This is a genomic window from Paenibacillus turpanensis (genome assembly GCF_011421635.1).
Classification (GTDB): domain Bacteria; phylum Bacillota; class Bacilli; order Paenibacillales; family YIM-B00363; genus Paenibacillus_AK; species Paenibacillus_AK turpanensis.
The window spans coordinates 96,572-113,964 of sequence record NZ_WTLI01000006.1; the positions used below are offsets into that span (position 1 = coordinate 96,572).

Sequence of the window (17,393 nt, forward strand, 5' to 3'; positions counted from 1 at the left end):
GGTTGGCATGATGATTCTATTGCTGTTCTATTCTTGATCTTCCCCTGCTTCTTGTTCGCCTGCAGGAGGCTCCTCCCGCAGTGCGGATAAAATTTGCCGGGCCAGCTTGTCGCCGATGCCCAGCTGCCGAAAATCTTCTACAGCGGCTTCCCGCATTTTTTTCACGGAGCCAAATTGCTTCAAAAGCAGCTTCCGGCGCTTCTCGCCGATCCCCGGGATCGAATCGAGCAGCGATACCGTCATCGACTTGGCCCTCGTTTCCCGGTGGAATGTGATCGCGAAGCGGTGAACCTCTTCTTGAATTCGCTGCAGCAAATAAAACTCCTGGCTGTCGCGCGGCAGCGGCACGATCTCCGGCGGATCCCCAGTCATCAGCTGAGCCGTTTTATGCTTTTCGTCTTTTACGAGACCGCAAACCGGAACGTATAGGCCAAGCTCGTTCTCAAGTACGTCGATAGCCGCAGCCAGCTGTCCCCTGCCGCCATCGACCACGATCAGATCGGGCAAAGGAAGCCCTTCCTTTAAAACTCTTTCATACCGTCTGCGGATGACTTCCTTCATCGTTCCGACGTCGTTCGCGCCCTGGACCGTTTTGATCTTGTATTTGCGGTATTCCTTGCGGTCCGGCTTTCCATCTGTAAAAACAACCATAGCGGAAACCGGGTTCGTGCCTTGAATGTTCGAGTTATCAAAGGCTTCAATCCGCCCGGCCGAACCGATGCCAAGACGCTCGCCGAGCGATTCCGCTGCCTTCATGGTCCGCTCCTCATCCCGCGCGGCAAGGCGGAACTTCTCATCCAGCGTAATCTTCGCGTTACCGCATGCCATATCAATCATCTTTTTCTTGTCCCCGCGCTTGGGCACGCTGAGTTTAACCTTCAGCCAGCTCTGCAGCGCTTCCGTATAATCGGCGCGTCCCGCCGACTGCTCCTCGGAAGCTGCGCTCTCTCCAGCCGGCTGATCTTGCAAAGCTGCGTCCTCTTCCGGCGGCTCGGGCAGCAGCACTTCCTTCGGCAGCGCTGGATTTTCACTGTAATACTGCGTAACGAAGGTCATGAAATCCTCGTACTCCTCCCCGTAGTACGGAAAGGAGCTTGCTCTGCGCTCGATCATTTTGCCTTGACGGATATATAAAATCTGTACACACATCCAGCCCTTTTCCACGGCGTAGCCGAAAACGTCCCGGTCCAGCGAGTCCGTCGTCGTGATCGTCTGCTTTTCCATATCCATAACGGCGTCGATATGTGTGATGGAATCGCGCAGCTCCTTGGCCCGTTCAAAATTAAGCTCCTCCGCAGCGGCTAGCATTTTGCGCTCCAGATCCTGCTTAATTTCGACGTGCCCGCCGTTCAAAAACTTGGTGATCTGCTGCACCATCGTTTCGTAGTCGGAAGGCTGAACCGTGTATTCGCAGGGGGCGATGCATTGTCCGATGTGATAGTATAAACATACCTTATCAGGTAGTGTACGGCATTTTCGCAAAGGATATAATCGGTCAAGCAATTTTTTTGTTTGCTGGGCGGCTGTTGCATTCGGGTATGGCCCAAAATATTTCCCCTTATCCTTGTATACCCGACGCGTAACCTCGAGGCGCGGATGCTCTTCATGCGTGATTTTAATGTATGGAAACGTCTTGTCGTCCTTAAGCAGGACATTGTAACGCGGATTATATTTTTTGATCAGGTTGCACTCCAGAATGAGCGCTTCCACGTTGCTGGCGGTCACGATATATTCAAAGTCGACGATATCCATGACAAGACGCTGCGTTTTGCCGCCATGGCTGCCCGTAAAATATGAACGGACGCGGTTTTTCAGCACCTTCGCCTTACCGACGTAGATAATGGTCCCCTCGGCGTTTTTCATTAAATAACAGCCCGGCTGATCCGGCAGCAGCGCCAGCTTCTGGCGAATGGCTTCCATCACCTTCTCCCGGCTTCCCGCGGAATCAGGCGAATGGCTGCCTTCGGTTCCATGTTCTCCAATGTTTTCCCTCATCCGCCTTCGCTCCTCTCTATCTGTATGATGAATGTATTTTACCAAACCTGCGTTCCCATTAGAAGCGGTGTGAACAGACAACCTTTTCCTTCATTAAATAAAACCCGTATCCCCAAAAATGTGCGTAAAAAAAGAGCCGTCCACACAGCCCGTAGGCTGCTGGAACAGCTCTTTTTAGTAGTCATGATTACATGTTGCGAGTAACAACGCTCTTCAGTGCATCTTTGGATTGGAAGCCGACTACTTTATCCACCGGCTGGCCATCCTTGAACACGATCAGCGTCGGAATGCTCATTACGCCGAAACGGGACGCGGATTCCGGATTATCGTCCACGTTAACCTTCGCGATCTTCACTTGGTCACCGATTTCTTTATCGAGCTCTTCAAGAACTGGAGCGATCATTTTGCAAGGTCCGCACCACGGCGCCCAAAAGTCGACCAAAACCGTTCCGCTGCCTTCAACCTCTGTCTTAAAGGATTGATCGGATACGCTAACAATTGCCATTTGCGAAAACCTCCCTTATCTAAAGTAAGTAAACATCAAAAGTATACCACAACTCCAGCAAGAAACCCAATACCTAACATTCGACTCTCCGCTTTGCCTCAATTTTGTCACGAATGCCGGATTCGACTAGCTTTACAATTCCCCGAGAAGTTGGGTATACTATCGTTATGATTAACCGGAACAGTCGGGAGCATCCGTCTGAATCGCAGCTTCAGGGAGGGACAACCTGCAATGAACGATCCGCGTGAACACGTGAACGAAGAACCTAGAAACGACTTGATCGACACTGGAGTCGGCTTTCTTGGCATGTTCGGCTTTATGCTTTTGCTGGCAGTAGCCGCAACGGTCATCCAACTACTTATGCACTAAACTTAAACCGGCACATCAAAGCGCAGCCCTTGGGCTGCGCTTTTCTTTTTGATCCGAAAAACTTTCCACGAAAAAAGGCATCTATCCGAAAATACGAATAGATGCCTCAATACATTCATATTTTTATTTCGCTAAGCTCACCCAATTGTACAAAAGCTGTGCGCTTTCCGCACGGGTTGCACTTCCCTTCGGATCGAAGCGTCCCTCATTTTTACCTTTCATGAGTCCCTGATCCGCTGCTTTCGTAACGGCTTCGCCGGCCCATGCGCTGATCTCGTCCGCGTCCGCATAAAGCTCTACCGGAATTGGAGCGTCCGTTCCTTTTGCTTCCGCAAATTCCGCTGCACGAACGATAAGCACCGCGAGCTCCTCACGCGTAATGTTTTCATTCGGTGCGAAGCTTGTATCCGTTCGTCCGCGAATTAATCCCGCTTCATAAGCAGCAGCGACATCCGCCGCGAACCAATCGCTGGACGCTACATCGGCAAACACCTTCTTTGTTTGCGTGCTGCTTTTCAAACCAAGCGTACGCACCAGCATCGCCGCAAACTGCGCACGGGTGACCTGCTGTTCAGGCTGGAACGCTGTGTCCGAAACACCGCGCACCACATGCTTGGCAGCCATCACCTTCACAGCGCGATGCGACCAATGCGTGCTCGGCACATCGCTAAACTGCTGATCATATTCCAGCACCGCATAGCTGCTGAAATGACTCACCTTAGCCGTGAATACGCCGTCTTCTGTTTCCGTGCTTCTTACGTATTCCAAGGCTCCATCTTTACCGATAAAATAAACGCCTGCTAGCTCTGGATTCACTTCCGAATCCGCGTGTAAGGTGATCATGACAGGGGGCGTAAATGTCGTCATGCTCTTCACATTCCCGTCGCCATCCTTCACCGTTAATGCCAAATCAATCACTCGACTCGCAGCGCGAATCTTCGCTTTGTTAGAGGATTTCGCCCTGGCCATCAGCTGATCGGCTTCCGCCTGATCCGCCCGGCGCATCGTCAGCTCAAGCTGTACGTCCTCCGAATTTCCAGCCAGCTTCGCAGCTTCTGCCATAACCTCGGACGGCAGTATGATTGTAACCCCATTGCCATTGGCTTCAAGCGGCTGTGCCCCCCACCTCGAAGAGCTGCCTGTAAGCACGAGCCTTTGTGCGTCATTTAACTCAACACGCAAAGCTCCGTTCGAAACCATCGCGCCGAGCTGTTCGGCCGATACAGTCAAAGCCTTAAGCTCAGAGGAGCTTCCATTCGCCGGCGTGCTTCCAACACCTCCGGAGCTTGCAGACGGAGATTGGCTAGCGCCATCATCGTCGGAATTACTGTCGTCGTCGGAGTCTCCGCCACCGTGATCGGGATCGCCATCTCCCGGCGATCCACCGCCGCCGTTATCACCGCCGTCACCCGGGGTTTGACCGCCGCTCGTTCTCGTAATCGTCATTGTAATCGTTTCGGTTGCTTGGCCTGCGCGCCCTTTGTCCTCATACCATGGCAGAGCGAGAGTTTCCGCTGTCGGCTCAATATGCAGCTTAAACGAATTTACACCCGCTTGAAGCGGAATTCCTCTGAGCTCTACGTTTCCGTACGCATCCATTGCCCCTTGCGGAAGCGGTTGATCGTTAATCGTAAACGCGACGCCGTAAGGAACGTTCGCTTTCAAATCAAACGAATCTTCAGCCGTTTCATAAACGATGTCCTCGCCATAAGACTTACGCGGCAGCGACACCATCATCGGCATATCGACCCAGCGAAGAACATAATCGTTCACAACCATCCGGTTTCCGCCTTGGTTGGCAATCGTCAAGGACATGTTCGTATTGGTCGAGCTGTACGCCCAGTTGCCATGGTCTTCCGTGTCGTTTGCCAAACGCTTATGGCTGGTAAATGCTTCGGTTTCCCATGTTCCGCGGGTATACTTGTACTCAATCGCTTTTCCGGCCATCATTTTAAAGCTGTATTCCACCACACTGCGATCGGTAGCACCGCTCGGCACATTCAGCTTACCGCCGTTAGCAGTCCAGCCGTTTAGCGATCCTGCAATGTAAATATCGTCTGTGGATGGTGTATAATCCGGCAAATGCAGCCTCAGCGTAACATCGACCATAACGAGTCTTGGCGTTACACTCTGTACTGCCGACCATGCCCGGTTATAGCCTTGGTCATAAGCCGCAATTTGATAATCGTAGCCGGTATCATTGCTGACCGCAAAATCCACATATTTCGTCGTGCTTGCCGTAAGATCGGCAACCTTCTTAAATCCAGCTTCCGTTGATTTCTTCCGGTATATTTCGAATCCGGCGATATCGCTGCCTTCGCTCGTCCAGTTCAGCTCAACCCGGTTCGATTCAACCGGAATGGAAGCTAGTAGCGGAGCCGCTGGAGGCGTCGTATCGGAGCCGGCACTTGCATAAACCGCGCCTGCCACTGATTTTACGTAGCTTTCGCCATTATTCGTCGAAAATGCTGCGTAATATTCGTAAGTGCCCGTCGTTGTCGGCTCAAACTGCGCCCAATACGTCTTGCCAGTACCGTTATCGGTACTGTAACGCAGCTTCGTCTCACTGTATACACGGTCGGTGACGGAGACATCCGCATTGTAATAAACCAGCTTGCCGTCCAAGCCCGGCGCCGCTGCACCGGTATAAGTCCCTTGATCGGTCAGACCGTATACGTAAGCCGTTACACTGATCCTGCCTGTTTTATTGCCTACACCGATCGTAACGGAATCCGAGCCTTCCAGCACCGGCTCGCCAACTGCCGCAATCGGATAAAACGGCGTTGCCGACACCATTTCGGTGGTCTGGCTTTCTCCTGTCCCCTGTACGGCTGTTACCGTGTAGTAGTATTTCAATCCATTTGTCACGTTCGCATCGGTATACGAAGTTCCAGCGGCCGTACCAACCTTGACCAGCATGCCGCCCTCAATCGCGGCCCGGTAAACATAATACGAATCGGCTCCCGTTACGGCATCCCAGCTCAAGCTAACCGAGCCATTGCCTGCTGATGCTGCCAGTCCGGTTACTTCCGGAACATGAACCATATTCCCTTCGGACACCATCATCAGTCCGCCGTACGCCGGAATCGTAAGCTCGAGCAAGCCGCCTGTAACCGTTGACTGCGCGCTGCTCTTCAGCTGATCCGTCACAACCATGCCTTCCGGCAAATAACCGCTGACGTTTGCCTGTACCGTTACTGGCGCGTCGCTGTTATTAATCGCTACAATGCCCGCTTTCGTATCGTTCTTGCGTGCATACACAATGACATTGTCCTGAGCGTAGACACCCTTGATGCTGCCGGTGCGGAACACCTCGTTATGATTGCGGATTTCCGCCGCCTTCTGATACGTTGCAAACAGCTCCGCTGTTTTGCCTACCCCGGTATATTGACCATTCGTTTCCGATACACGCTCCCATGGGAAGCCGCGGCGGGAGTCCGGATCCTTCGTTCCCGTTACCCCTACTTCGTCGCCGTAATAAACCGTCGGCGCTCCAGGGTAACCCATTTGGAAAATCGCCGTCAGCATTTGCTTCTTAATTCCAAGGTCAGTCGCTTCCGGAGCGATAATCAGATGCTCCTCTTCCCATTCCGGGTGCTCCAGCTTCGTAATGGAGCGCGTCGTGTCATGCGACCCGACAAGATTCAGCATCACCTGCCAAGCCTCTTCCGGATAATCCTCGCGGATGGCTTCCAGCGCTTGGTGGAAATCCTGCGCTTTACCGCCCAGCAGGAAACTCTGCAAGGCATTGCGGAAGCGATAGTTCATAACCGAATCAAACTGATCGCCGAGCAGGTACTTCGTCGCGACGCCCCACTCTTCGCCGAGAATGATCGGCTCTTCAATGATGTCGCCATTCGCGTTGGTCTGCCCTGCAGTGGACTTCACCGCTTCGCGGAACTTCGCCCATGTGCCGTTGGATACGTCAGGCGCCACATCAAGGCGCCAGCCCTGCGCGCCCATCCACTCCCAGCGCTGCGACGCCGTGTGCTGCATTTGCGCTTGCGCTTCGGCCTCACTGAGGCCGGTCAGCGATTTACCGATGACATGGTTGCGGTAGCTCACCGAGTTCCATTCATGCAAGCCTTCTAACGCATCGCTGTCGCCAGGGGCCGGCTCCATCGCGTCCATGGCCGGCAGCGAGTCATAGCCCCACCATGCGTCGTATTTGTAAATCTTGTAGCGCTTGTCACGATCATCTGTTTTTTCATTTACAACCGTAAACCAATTCGTAAATTCAAAATCCTCAGGATACTTGTAATTCATACCCGTCGCCGGGTTGAGTTTTGCCGTAAATTCATCGATCACCTGCTGCTCTGCATCCGCCTGACTCACCGTGCCGCCGGAAGCATTCACCAGATCCCATACCTTCGCCCAATACTCGTACGCTCCGATTTCCGGGTATTTTTCGTACCGGTCAAAATAAATCGAATCGTCGCCAACGTGGTTGAATACACCGTCCGTAATCAAGCGAATGCCTTTCGCTTTCGCCGCCTTCGCAAAGTTAATGAACACTTGGTCGGAAGCTTTACGCGTCGCGTCGTAATTTAACCCCGAGGACGGATCGCCCGGCACATGATACACCGGCTGTCCGAACATCGGGTCCAGATGCTTATAGTCAGTCGCATCATACTTATGGTTGGAAGCCGCCCATGCGACCGGATTCAAGTAAATCGCGCTTACCCCGAGCGACTTCAAGTAATCCAGCTTTTGCTCGATCCCTTGGATGTCGCCGCCGTAAAACTCGTTCGTCCAATAACCGTCGGAACGGGCATCCGGATAATACGGCTTATTTTCCTCTGTAATGCGGTCCGGGTTTTCCGGTGCGTCGCCCCAGCTTCCCCATACCTGCTCTGCAGCGGGGTCGGAAGCCACTCCACCGTCAAAATATTGCAGCGGAATCGCGTTAATTTCCGTTCCCGGCGTATTGGACTCGTCGCGGTCGCCGCGGTAGCCGTCTACCATCTTTGCGCGATTATTGTCCTTGCTGCCATCAAAGAAACGATCCGGGAAAATTTGATACACGATAGAGTTTTTCATCCAATCCGGTGTCGTAAAACCGGCATCGTATACCGTCAGCTCGTAAGGCAGTGCCCCCTCCGCCGACACCGCCCCCGATCCGCCGCGCATCGCGTTGTCGCCGTATTCAAGCTTTGTCGGTCCATCGACCAGAATAAACTTGTAGCCCCAAATCCCGATGCCTTGGAACGTTTCCTTCGGAATCGTCACTTCAAAGAAATCCTTATCGCCCACTGTAGTTGCCCGCTTCATCTCAAAGGAAGAAGCAATGCCTTCCGCGTTTGTAAGCTCCACCTTCGCCAGCTCCACATCGCCCTTCAAAGCGGCAATCCGCAGCGTTACATCCTGTGTCGCTTCAGCAATAGCGCCAAACGGCTTCTTATAAGTTACCGAGCGGCTGTCAAACACCAGCTGGTCGCCCTTCACATCACCGTCGAAGCTGCTGTCCGATGCCACGTAGTCATGGACCAACGTCTTCGTCGCTTCGTCCATTCGGAAGGTGAATGTAATCTCGGACGGATCAAGCACCGTCAGCTTGACATCGCCGCCGTCACTGCCGAAGTCCGGATAGGTCGACCACTCATTTCCGAGTATCACCTTCATCGCGTACTGTCCCCCAGGAATCGTACGCTGCAGCTTATACACCGTGTTGTCGAAATAATAATCGACGAACATCTGCTTCGCTTGGCCCGGGCTCCATTCCGCTTCGCCGAAAACGGTTTGAATGCTGCCTACAAGGCGCGGCCAGGTTTCTGCCGGGACCGCAGGTATGTACTGCGGCAGGCCTGCGATTCCAGCCACACTTGTGCGGAACAAGCCTTTTTCTTCATTCACATAAAAGTTAACCTTTGCCGGCTCAGACAATGCTAGCTGGAAGTTGTTCCCTTCATGGCCCACGCTGTTGTCCCAGCCGCCGTTTTTCGTAAATTTAAATTCATGGCTGCCTGCAGGGAACACAGCCGAATACGCATAAAAATCGCCAACAAGATGCTTCATTTTCGTAACGGTACCGTCCGGCTTCCAATCTGCGGATTCTCCAAGCTCGTCCTGGAAGCTTCCCGCGATTACCCAAGACGTTTTCCCGCCCGGCTGATCTTCAAACACATCCGCCGTTTCCGCAGCTTGAGCGGTGAGCGGAGCTGCAGCACCGGCGGCGAGCTGAATGATTAGCATCAATGCCATAACAAACGCCACGGACGCTTTTTTACTTTTGCGACCCTTCCATCCCATCGATCGACCCTCCATTAACTTGTTCCTGTGAAAGCACAGACAAGAATGCAACCGCTTTCAAAGGTGGTTTCATTTTATCAACAATCAATCCTCGCATCATTAACCAAATAGGAGTAAAAAATTGACTTCATCCCTATTTTATCAGCCTAAGCGCTTTGACCGAATTTACCCAACCGGAAAAAGTCCACAAAAAAAGCGCCTCCGGCCCATCCTCGCGGAATAAACCGAATAGCGCGTATGCGTGCGTATTGCTGCAATATAACGTTATGATTTCCCTCGCTTGTTGCTGCCGCCGACATGAATCACTTCAACGAACGGCCTTATGCGTTCCATTAACCGGCGCCCTTTATACTCCTCTTCGCCGTCCTTGCTCGTGAAGCATAGATGCTTCTCAAACCCTTCCAAACTGTGGTTGGACGTATAGAAGGTCGGCTTCCGATTCATCCGGTAGTTCAAAATTGTGCCGAGCACATGATCCCGCACCCAAGGCGTCAAATTTTCCGCACCGACGTCGTCAAAGACGAGCAGGTCGGCTTCCTTCAGCGTCTCCACCATTTCCTTCAACTTCACCGGCTCGGAAATCATCGCCTTCAAGTCTTCAACGAAATCCGGCATGTAGACGATTACCCCACTGAACCCGCTTTTGGCCAGCTCAAACAGCATGTAGCTGACCAAGAAGGTTTTACCGCGGCCATGGTCTCCGGTCAAAAACAAGCCTTCTGGCTGGAGTCCGTCCGATTTCGTGCGCTGAATATAAATCATCAGCTGCTCAATGGCGTCCGCCCGTTCCAGATCCGTGTCGACTATATCGCCGAACGCATAACCTTCCGCCAGCGCTCTCTCATCGACGTAAAAGCTGCGGATCCGCTTGCGGATGACATCCTGCTTCTCCTTCGCGACCTGCTTCTTGCAGGCAACCTTGCGGTCATATATTTGCCAAAATCCGCCCGCCTGATCGGCGGAAAGCATCGTATAATGCCCCTCAAAGTCATTCGGGCATTTGTCGAGACCCGGACACTTCGCGCAGTTACCCATTTCCTTTACATGCAGATACAGCTTGCTCAAATTCAGCTTTAAGGTATGATCATCAATTTCCGGATATTTCAGGCGAAACTTGCGAACAAGCGGGTCATTGGCAAGCTGCTCGACCCGTCGTTCTGCATCCGCAAGGCGCGGACTCCGGGCGAAACCTTGAATGATTTGAGACATCGGCTCCATCGCCGGCGCCCCCTTTCTGCATCACATTATTTCCCATCCAGCGTTTGGGCCAGCTTACGAATCCGTTCGATATCTTCATTCGTAAGCGATTTTTTGGAAGCCGGCGGCTCGGCCATCGGGATTTTCGGTTTTGCCGAAGTCCCCTGCTTGCGCCCCTTCCCATCCCCTGTAGCGGCGGAGGCTGTATTTCGCTTGCCGCTTAGCTGCTTCGTCTTATCCCGAACATACTGCACGGCACTTTCGTAGCTTTCAATATGCTTACCCAGCATGTCGCCCGCCACCGATTCGATATAAGCGGCACCCCAGGTTAGGTTGTTCACATGAATATGGTGAATAAGTACATTAATAACTTCCTCTTTCAGCTTAAATACACGATGGGCTTTGTCAAAAGCCGAAAGTATGTTTTTCGGTACACTCTTACGCGGAAAAAAGCGCGGCAGCACATGCGTATACGGCTCGTTCCGCAGCATCGCATTGTAGCGGTGAATCGAGTACTCACCCTCGTATTTCGCTGGTACCTCTAGATAATAAGACATTTCAGGCTGGACCTGCTCAGACTCTTCCTGGGAAATGTCTTCTTCCTTTGCCGGACCCGCTTCGCGGCGGCCGAAAATCATTTCACGCGCTTCTTCGTTGGATTTGTTCTGATACAGCGTGTAGAACGCATGATGCTCCACCCGCTCCAGCAGCAGCTCCCCTTCGTCCGAGAATACGTCATCCTCGTCCAGGATTTGCGCCAAGCTCATCAGGCTAAGCCGATATTTCATGACCAAATAATTAAGCTCCTGCAGCCGCTCCGGCCAAAACTTCAGCTGCTCGACAAACAGCCGGTTCGGCGACGTGCGCGGAATGCGGGAAATAATCTGTGCGTAATCGTACTTCGTCTCCGCTTCCAGCACGGAGGGCGGTGCGTCAGCCTTCGCGGGGGCCAGCTCTGCCAGCGCCTGCTCCAGCTCAAGATCGATCGAGGTGCTTAAGCGGAACAGCTCGCTGAACTCCATCGTCAGATCCTCTACCCCGTCGGCACGCGCAGTAAGCTCCGTCTCCTGCGAAATGAAGGCTTCCTGCATATAAATGACCATCGTTTTGCTTCCGAACTTCTCCCGCAGAAACTGCACCAAATGCGGTGTCGCAAAAAACACCTCAGGGCTCAGCGGCGGCAGCAGGTGGTATTCAAATACGGTCTCCTCATTTTGCAGCACAAGCTTTCTTGTGGTGCGCAGCAGCCCAATCGCCTCCAGCTTGGAGCACTGGTCGACCAGCTGCTTGCGGCCAATATCATTGGGCTCTAAATTAAGAAATACAAACAGCTTCCGCTGCAGCTCCAAATTGGAAAATCCGACCCGATCCGCCTCCAGCTGCTGAAACAGCAGAGAATACAAGCTGATCGCAAACGCGCCAACCATCGGCTGATACACATTTGTCAACATCTTGTGATCCAAAGGACTAAGGCTAAAATTGCGATATACGCAGAAGCGGTGGTTTTCCGTAAAATGAAGCAGGTTCGTCATTCGCATTTCGGCACTAACTCCATCCTCACAATCTATCAGCTATTCTACCACATTTTTCGACATTACGCGCCCCTTCCGTTACATGCAAAAAAAGCCGGCAGCATTGCCAGCTTTTTCTGTGTGCATCTATTCTAATGTCGTACGGTCGATTCAATATCCGCCGAGGCGTTATCGGCCTGCGGGTCATACCCCATCAGCTCGCGGTCCAGCCTTGCTCCGCGCTCCTCCGGCGTTTCGTCCGGATGCGTCTTCGCCACACGGACGGTATCTTCCTTCGGAATGTTGCGAATTTTATGTTTTTTGCGTTCGTTTGCTTCCTCCATCTCGTCAGACAGCTTCAAGCCGATCCAATGCTGCACGAGCCCGTTCATCCGCGCCGCCGCTTTGGTCGGAATTTGGTGCTTCAGGCCGCGCACAAGGGCCTGCTCCACATTCGGCAGCTTCTCGCGGAGAATCGCCGCATATCGCGCCAAACGCTTGTCCTTCTCTCCGTTAATGAGAAGCATCGGATGATGGATCTTCGGAAGCTGAGAGGTACAGTTAAACTCCAGACTCGCGTGGTAGTATTGATGCCAGTTGGCCACATTTCCTTCCATCGAGCTGCGGTACAAATTGCCGAACGTAATCGGCATATCGGCATTGCCGGTCGAAATGGCCCACGCCATCAGACGCTTGGCCCCTGCATACGTAAGCGTAGAAGCCGCTTTAATTTCGGCCATCAGTCTCCAGTCGCTGACCTCGGACATGCCGCCGATCAGTATACCGGCATGGAAGCGGTCCGGATGCGTCAGCAGCGCCTCCAGCGCGACTCCGCCTCCGGTTGAATAACCGCAAACGACAGCCTTCGGAATATCCAGCTCATTCAGAAGCTGAATCATATCCTCGACAATAACCGGATACGTTACCGGCACCGTAGACGGGTCGCTGTGACCGTGACCACGGATATCAAAGGTAATGACGCGGAACGTATCGGCAAGCTGAACCTCTTGATAACGGAAAATGGAACTGGATAGCAAAGGCGGGTGTATAAACACGATCGGAAGGCCTTTGCCGTGTGTATGGTAATGCAGCTTCAGCCCATTCACTTCTAATTTCGGCATGCGATCATCTTCCCTTCATTCGTTCTAACGGTTAACGTATCCCAAACGAAGGGCGTCCATTCGATGTTAAAACATTTTGTATCCTTTTACCCGAAGAGTCTGAATCGTCCAGCCGCTCAAATAAGCGCCCCCAAGCCCCCCGAGCCCTGTAATAAGATCGACATAGGTGTAACCCGATAAGGCGTTCAAAAGAGAGCCTTGTCCCATCTGCCAATAAATAATGAGTCCAATAATAACTGCGACATATCCGTAGACCGGAAACCAAGTTGTTTTGAGCAGCATATTTAAAATAAAGCCTAACCCGAAGGCCATGACAAAAAACAATACCGTTACAATAATTAATTGAAGCATTTCAAACGTCCTCTCTTCTTGAAAAATAAATCAGGTTCCGTTTTTAGTGTACTCAGCGGTTCTCTTAAAGTCAACGGAGCCGCGGCTTGTTTGCCCTTTGCCGACCGTTTGGATAAAATAGGCTTAGAGTCATACTGAACCGATCCTAAAGGAGTGCTGAAAATGAGTGAAGTCGCCCAAACGCTGGAGGGCTGGTACTGCCTCCACGATTTTAGAACAATTAATTGGACAACCTGGAAGCTGATCCCGGATGAAGAGCGCCGTGAGGCGATCGAAGAATTCAACCGTTTCGCTGCGAAATGGGGCGCTTTGGAAGAAAGCCGCACGGGAAGCACGGCCTTCTACAACATTGTTGGGCAAAAGGCTGATTTCGTCATCATGTACCTGCGCGAAACGCTGGAAGAGCTGAACGAGGTTGAACGCGAATTCAATAAAACGGTTTTGGCTGAGCATTTAATCCCGGCTCATTCCTATGTTTCCGTTGTTGAGCTGAGCAATTATGTACATAAGCCGGGCGAAGACCCGATGAACAACCCGGAAATTATTGCGCGCCTGAAGCCATCTCTGCCGAAGGCGAAGCACATCTGCTTCTATCCTATGAACAAGCGCCGCCAGGGTAATGACAACTGGTACATGCTCAGCATGGATGCGCGCCGCGAAATGATGCGCTCCCACGGCATGATCGGACGCAAATACGCCGGCATCGTTAAACAAGTCATCTGCGGCTCCGTCGGCTTCGACGATTGGGAATGGGGTGTAACGCTCTTCTCCGACGATGCGCTGCAGTTTAAGAAGATCGTATACGAAATGCGCTTTGACGAAGTGAGTGCCCGCTACGGCGATTTCGGTGAGTTCTTCGTCGGCAACCTGACCTCCCCTGAGCAGTTCATCGAGCAGCTGCGCGTATAATGTAACGAAAGCAATGCCCCTTATCGATGAATAAGGGGCATTGCTTTTTTTTCATCCGTTATCCTATTCGTCTTCCTCATCGTCTACGCCGCCCTCTTGCTTGGAGCGCAAATATTCCTCCGTCGCCCGATCCCGCTCCCGGCCCTTTTCCTTCAATCTTTCGATCGCGGGCTGGATAAGCAAATCGACTTCTCTTTGCACATGGTAAGCCAAGTCGTATTTGCTTTGGGACTCGAGGTACTGGCCGACTTCGATCAGCGCGTTATAGCGGTCGAGCTCTTCCCGGGTCAATAAGCCCCGTACTTGAACACTGCAATGTCTCATCGCCGGCCTCTTACAACCGGCCTTTTTTCAAGACAAGCGGAACGCCGCCGATAATGTACAGATAACGCATATCGACGATTTTTTTCATCATGGCCGCTACGCCTCCGCGCATTTTTTTGCCGAAGACAATACCGATCGCTTCACCTTTGCCAAGAGATGCGACAACACCCTTGTTGTCAAACTTGAACGACGTTAGCTGGCTTCCACGAATCGATGCGACCAAATTTTTCGCGCAATTTTCGCCCTGCTGCATTGCAATTTGGGCCGTTGGCGGGTAAGGACGGTCGTCCGGGTTCATGACTAATGAGCAGTCACCCAAAATAAACACATGGTCGCTGTTCGGTGCCCGCAAATATTCGTCTACCTTTACGCGGCCGCGCATCGCTTCAAAGCCTGCTTCTTCCACAAGACGATTTCCACGAATACCGCCGGTCCATACAACCGTAGACGATTTAATTTCTTCCCCATCGGCAAGAATAACACCTTCCGGCGTACATTCCTTGATCGCTGTGGCAATTTTAAACGTAACGCCCTTCTTCGTTAGAACGTCCATCGCGTACTGCACAAGCTCCGGATCAAACCCAGGAAGTGCTGTCGGCGCCGCCTCAATATTGTAAATTTTCACAAGGGATGGATCCACGTCAAATTCTCTGCACAGCTTCGGAATCCGATCAGCCAGCTCGCCAACGAATTCGATTCCGGTAAAGCCTGCTCCGCCTACGATAAACGTTAAATAGTCCTTACGATGCGGTTCCCGCTTAAACTTGGCAAACTGATATTCAATATGCTCGCGGATCAGACGCACGCTGTTGATGGAACGGATGTTCATCGCGTGTTCCTTCAAGCCCGGAATGCCGAACGTCTCCGGTTCACCGCCAAGACCGATAACCAAATAGTCATAAGAAAGTGTGCCATCCTCTAAAATAACCTTTTTCTCATTCGGGCGGATTTGCACGACAGTCGATTTTACGAAGTCAATTTTAAATTCGTCGATCAGCTTCAAAATGCTTACGCGCGCGTTGTTTGGGTCGTCCGTACCTGCAGCCGGCATATGAAGGTGCGTCGTAATATAGTGGTAGTCATGCTTATTGACCAATGTAACGTCGGCTTCGTTATAGTTCAGTTCTTTTTGCAGTCGGATTGCTGTTACGATACCGCCGTATCCGGCACCCAAAATTACGATCCTAGGGATTCGACTCATGGTTTCTGCTCCTTTTATATAAATAAGCGTCCGAAAAACATTGTGAAAAATTACACAAACGAAACCAAAAATAAAATATATACCTATTTATACTTATTATGAGCTTCGTTCAGATGGAATATGACCACCCAGTAACATTTTCGACAATATTTCTTCAATCAAAAGCAATAATATAAAAAGTATGCAGAAAGATCAAGCGTTTTTTGCCCATTGTTCACGTTTTCAGCTAGTTGAACAAGGTTTTCGAAGGTTCACTGCGAAAGAAGGTAGTGTAAATTTGTTTGCTCCGGGCATCCTATGTTCGAACCTATCGTTCGGGAGGGATGCCCTTTGTCGTATATGTGCCCGGTTTGCAACGGGTTCCAGCAGCTTCAATACAGTTGTCCCATTTGTGAGTATCCTGCAGTCGATCAAGGCCGGCTGAACGATATGTACGGTCCCTATTCGGCTTATCGTCCCATCGACGACATCAAGCTTACTAATGGTTACGCGGATGTAAGCGAGCATGAATGTATCCATGTGATTTTGTGCCCGCGCTGTGACCGAACGTTTCCTCTTCCGGTACAGGAGCAGCTTCTTTCACCACGTTAACCATTAACCCGACAAAGAAAAAGACTGTCGAACCGGGTTGGATTCTGCAGTCTCTTGTTTATAAGTAAATTTTCGGCGCTGTTATGTATTTATGCGCCTATCGAGTGCTTAGACAGCTTTAAATTACGACGTCTGATCTCATCCAGCAGCATGTTAATAAAATCCTTCTCGAGCTTGAGCTCGACAGCTTTGTAGTACGTGTCAAGCAAGCTTTCGTTGCTCAAAAGTCTCATGTTTATCACCCTTGATTCTTGGAATGACCTAATACTACCATGTGCATAAAAATAGAACAACCGTTCGGTTATCCACAGTGTCGTGTGGATAATCTGTGCACAGGATGTGTGTATCCTGTCGAAACGCGCTCATTACGCCAAGGATAGTGTGGGTAACTTTGTACACACGGTAATTTAGGCCATTAATTGATCAATAATTGATATGAATTTTCTGTGTAGGAGGCGATTTTTATGAAAATTAAGGGCGAAAACAATAGCTTAGGCCATATTATCGGCATCCTTCTTAGCACGGGTCTAATTATTGTACTTACGCTGATCATTGCCTTTTGGTTAACGAGATAGATTTGGGCTTAGGAGAAAAACCACCGTTAATCGTAGCCGCGCTGCTTTTTCCAAAAGGTAAATCAAAAAAAACGGCAACCCCCGCTAACTCCGGGAATTGCCGTTTTTTCATTTATTACTTAGCATTCGCTAGGCTGACCGGCGTCGCTAGCCGTACGGAAGCTCGACCCGCAGCCGCATGTAGCGGACGCGTTCGGATTGTTGATGGTGAAGCCGCCCCCCATCGCCGATTCCTTGTAATCGATTTGCAGGCCGCGTAAATATTTTACCGAATCGCTGTCAACAACGACCTTCAAGCCCTGAAATTCAAGGGCTTCATCGGTATCCTTCATTTCGTCGTCAAAGCCCATGCCGTAGGAGAAGCCGCTGCAGCCCCCCGATTTTACCCCAATGCGCAGAAACAGACCCGGTGCCTCTTCTGCCTCAAGCATTTCTTTTATTTTATCCGCTGCTACTTCGGAAATATCAATCATGTAAAACCCTCCCTTTCCCTTG

Annotated in this window: 14 protein-coding genes; 3 read left to right on the forward strand and 11 right to left on the reverse strand. The window is 51.4% G+C overall.

Translation table 11 applies throughout. The features are described 5' to 3' along the window. Positions 1-27: 27 nt before the first annotated feature. Both uvrC and trxA read right to left on the reverse strand, forming a co-directional pair. Positions 28-1,995 carry an excinuclease ABC subunit UvrC gene (gene uvrC / locus GQS10_RS07220; RefSeq protein ID WP_166240544.1) on the reverse strand — a complete coding sequence of 656 codons (1,968 nt, stop codon included), beginning with the start codon at positions 1,993-1,995 and terminating at the stop codon, positions 28-30. A 187-nt stretch (positions 1,996-2,182) separates the two neighbouring features. Further along, a complete protein-coding gene (gene trxA / locus GQS10_RS07225) occupies positions 2,183-2,500 on the reverse strand; it encodes a thioredoxin (protein WP_166240546.1) in 318 nt (105 codons plus the stop codon). 231 nt (positions 2,501-2,731) lie between these two features. On the opposite strand from trxA, the gene GQS10_RS07230 reads away from it, so the two are divergent. Next, positions 2,732-2,869 carry a YqzM family protein gene (locus GQS10_RS07230; protein WP_166240548.1) on the forward strand — a complete coding sequence of 46 codons (138 nt, stop codon included), beginning with the start codon at positions 2,732-2,734 and terminating at the stop codon, positions 2,867-2,869. Positions 2,870-2,992: 123 nt separating this feature from the next. Here the strand turns inward: GQS10_RS07230 and GQS10_RS07235 are convergent, their stop codons facing one another. From GQS10_RS07235 to GQS10_RS07255, 5 genes are all read right to left on the reverse strand, one after another. Next, positions 2,993-9,118 (reverse strand): alpha-amylase family glycosyl hydrolase, encoded by a 6,126-nt coding sequence (locus tag GQS10_RS07235; protein WP_166240550.1) that lies wholly within the window; start codon positions 9,116-9,118, stop codon positions 2,993-2,995. Positions 9,119-9,382: 264 nt separating this feature from the next. Then, a complete protein-coding gene (locus tag GQS10_RS07240; protein WP_166240552.1) occupies positions 9,383-10,336 on the reverse strand; it encodes an ATP-binding protein in 954 nt (317 codons plus the stop codon). 26 nt (positions 10,337-10,362) lie between these two features. After that, positions 10,363-11,853, reverse strand: a complete 1,491-nt coding sequence (locus GQS10_RS07245) for a replication initiation and membrane attachment family protein (RefSeq protein WP_166240554.1) — start codon at positions 11,851-11,853, stop codon at positions 10,363-10,365. Positions 11,854-11,978: 125 nt separating this feature from the next. Beyond that, positions 11,979-12,947, reverse strand: coding sequence for an alpha/beta fold hydrolase (locus GQS10_RS07250; protein WP_166240556.1), 969 nt, complete (start codon positions 12,945-12,947; stop codon positions 11,979-11,981). Between the two features lie 66 nt (positions 12,948-13,013). Then, positions 13,014-13,298, reverse strand: coding sequence for a YuiB family protein (locus GQS10_RS07255; protein ID WP_166240558.1), 285 nt, complete (start codon positions 13,296-13,298; stop codon positions 13,014-13,016). A 162-nt stretch (positions 13,299-13,460) separates the two neighbouring features. Here GQS10_RS07255 and hemQ point away from each other — a divergent pair, with 162 nt between their 5' ends. Continuing rightward, on the forward strand, positions 13,461-14,207 hold the full coding sequence (gene hemQ, locus GQS10_RS07260; RefSeq protein ID WP_166240560.1) for a hydrogen peroxide-dependent heme synthase: 747 nt from the start codon (positions 13,461-13,463) through the stop codon (positions 14,205-14,207). Between the two features lie 63 nt (positions 14,208-14,270). Here the strand turns inward: hemQ and GQS10_RS07265 are convergent, their stop codons facing one another. Both GQS10_RS07265 and GQS10_RS07270 read right to left on the reverse strand, forming a co-directional pair. Beyond that, on the reverse strand, positions 14,271-14,531 hold the full coding sequence (locus GQS10_RS07265) for a hypothetical protein (protein WP_166240562.1): 261 nt from the start codon (positions 14,529-14,531) through the stop codon (positions 14,271-14,273). 10 nt (positions 14,532-14,541) lie between these two features. Further along, entirely contained in the window at positions 14,542-15,732 is a 1,191-nt protein-coding gene (locus tag GQS10_RS07270) for an NAD(P)/FAD-dependent oxidoreductase (RefSeq protein ID WP_166240564.1), read from the reverse strand. A gap of 330 nt (positions 15,733-16,062) precedes the next feature. Here GQS10_RS07270 and GQS10_RS07275 point away from each other — a divergent pair, with 330 nt between their 5' ends. After that, positions 16,063-16,323 carry a hypothetical protein gene (locus tag GQS10_RS07275; RefSeq protein ID WP_166240565.1) on the forward strand — a complete coding sequence of 87 codons (261 nt, stop codon included), beginning with the start codon at positions 16,063-16,065 and terminating at the stop codon, positions 16,321-16,323. 89 nt (positions 16,324-16,412) lie between these two features. On the opposite strand, the gene sda is transcribed toward GQS10_RS07275, so the two are convergent. Beyond that, positions 16,413-16,556, reverse strand: a complete 144-nt coding sequence (gene sda, locus GQS10_RS07280; protein ID WP_166240567.1) for a sporulation histidine kinase inhibitor Sda — start codon at positions 16,554-16,556, stop codon at positions 16,413-16,415. A 461-nt stretch (positions 16,557-17,017) separates the two neighbouring features. After that, a complete protein-coding gene (gene erpA / locus GQS10_RS07285) occupies positions 17,018-17,371 on the reverse strand; it encodes an iron-sulfur cluster insertion protein ErpA (protein WP_166240569.1) in 354 nt (117 codons plus the stop codon). Between the last annotated feature and the right edge of the window lie 22 nt (positions 17,372-17,393).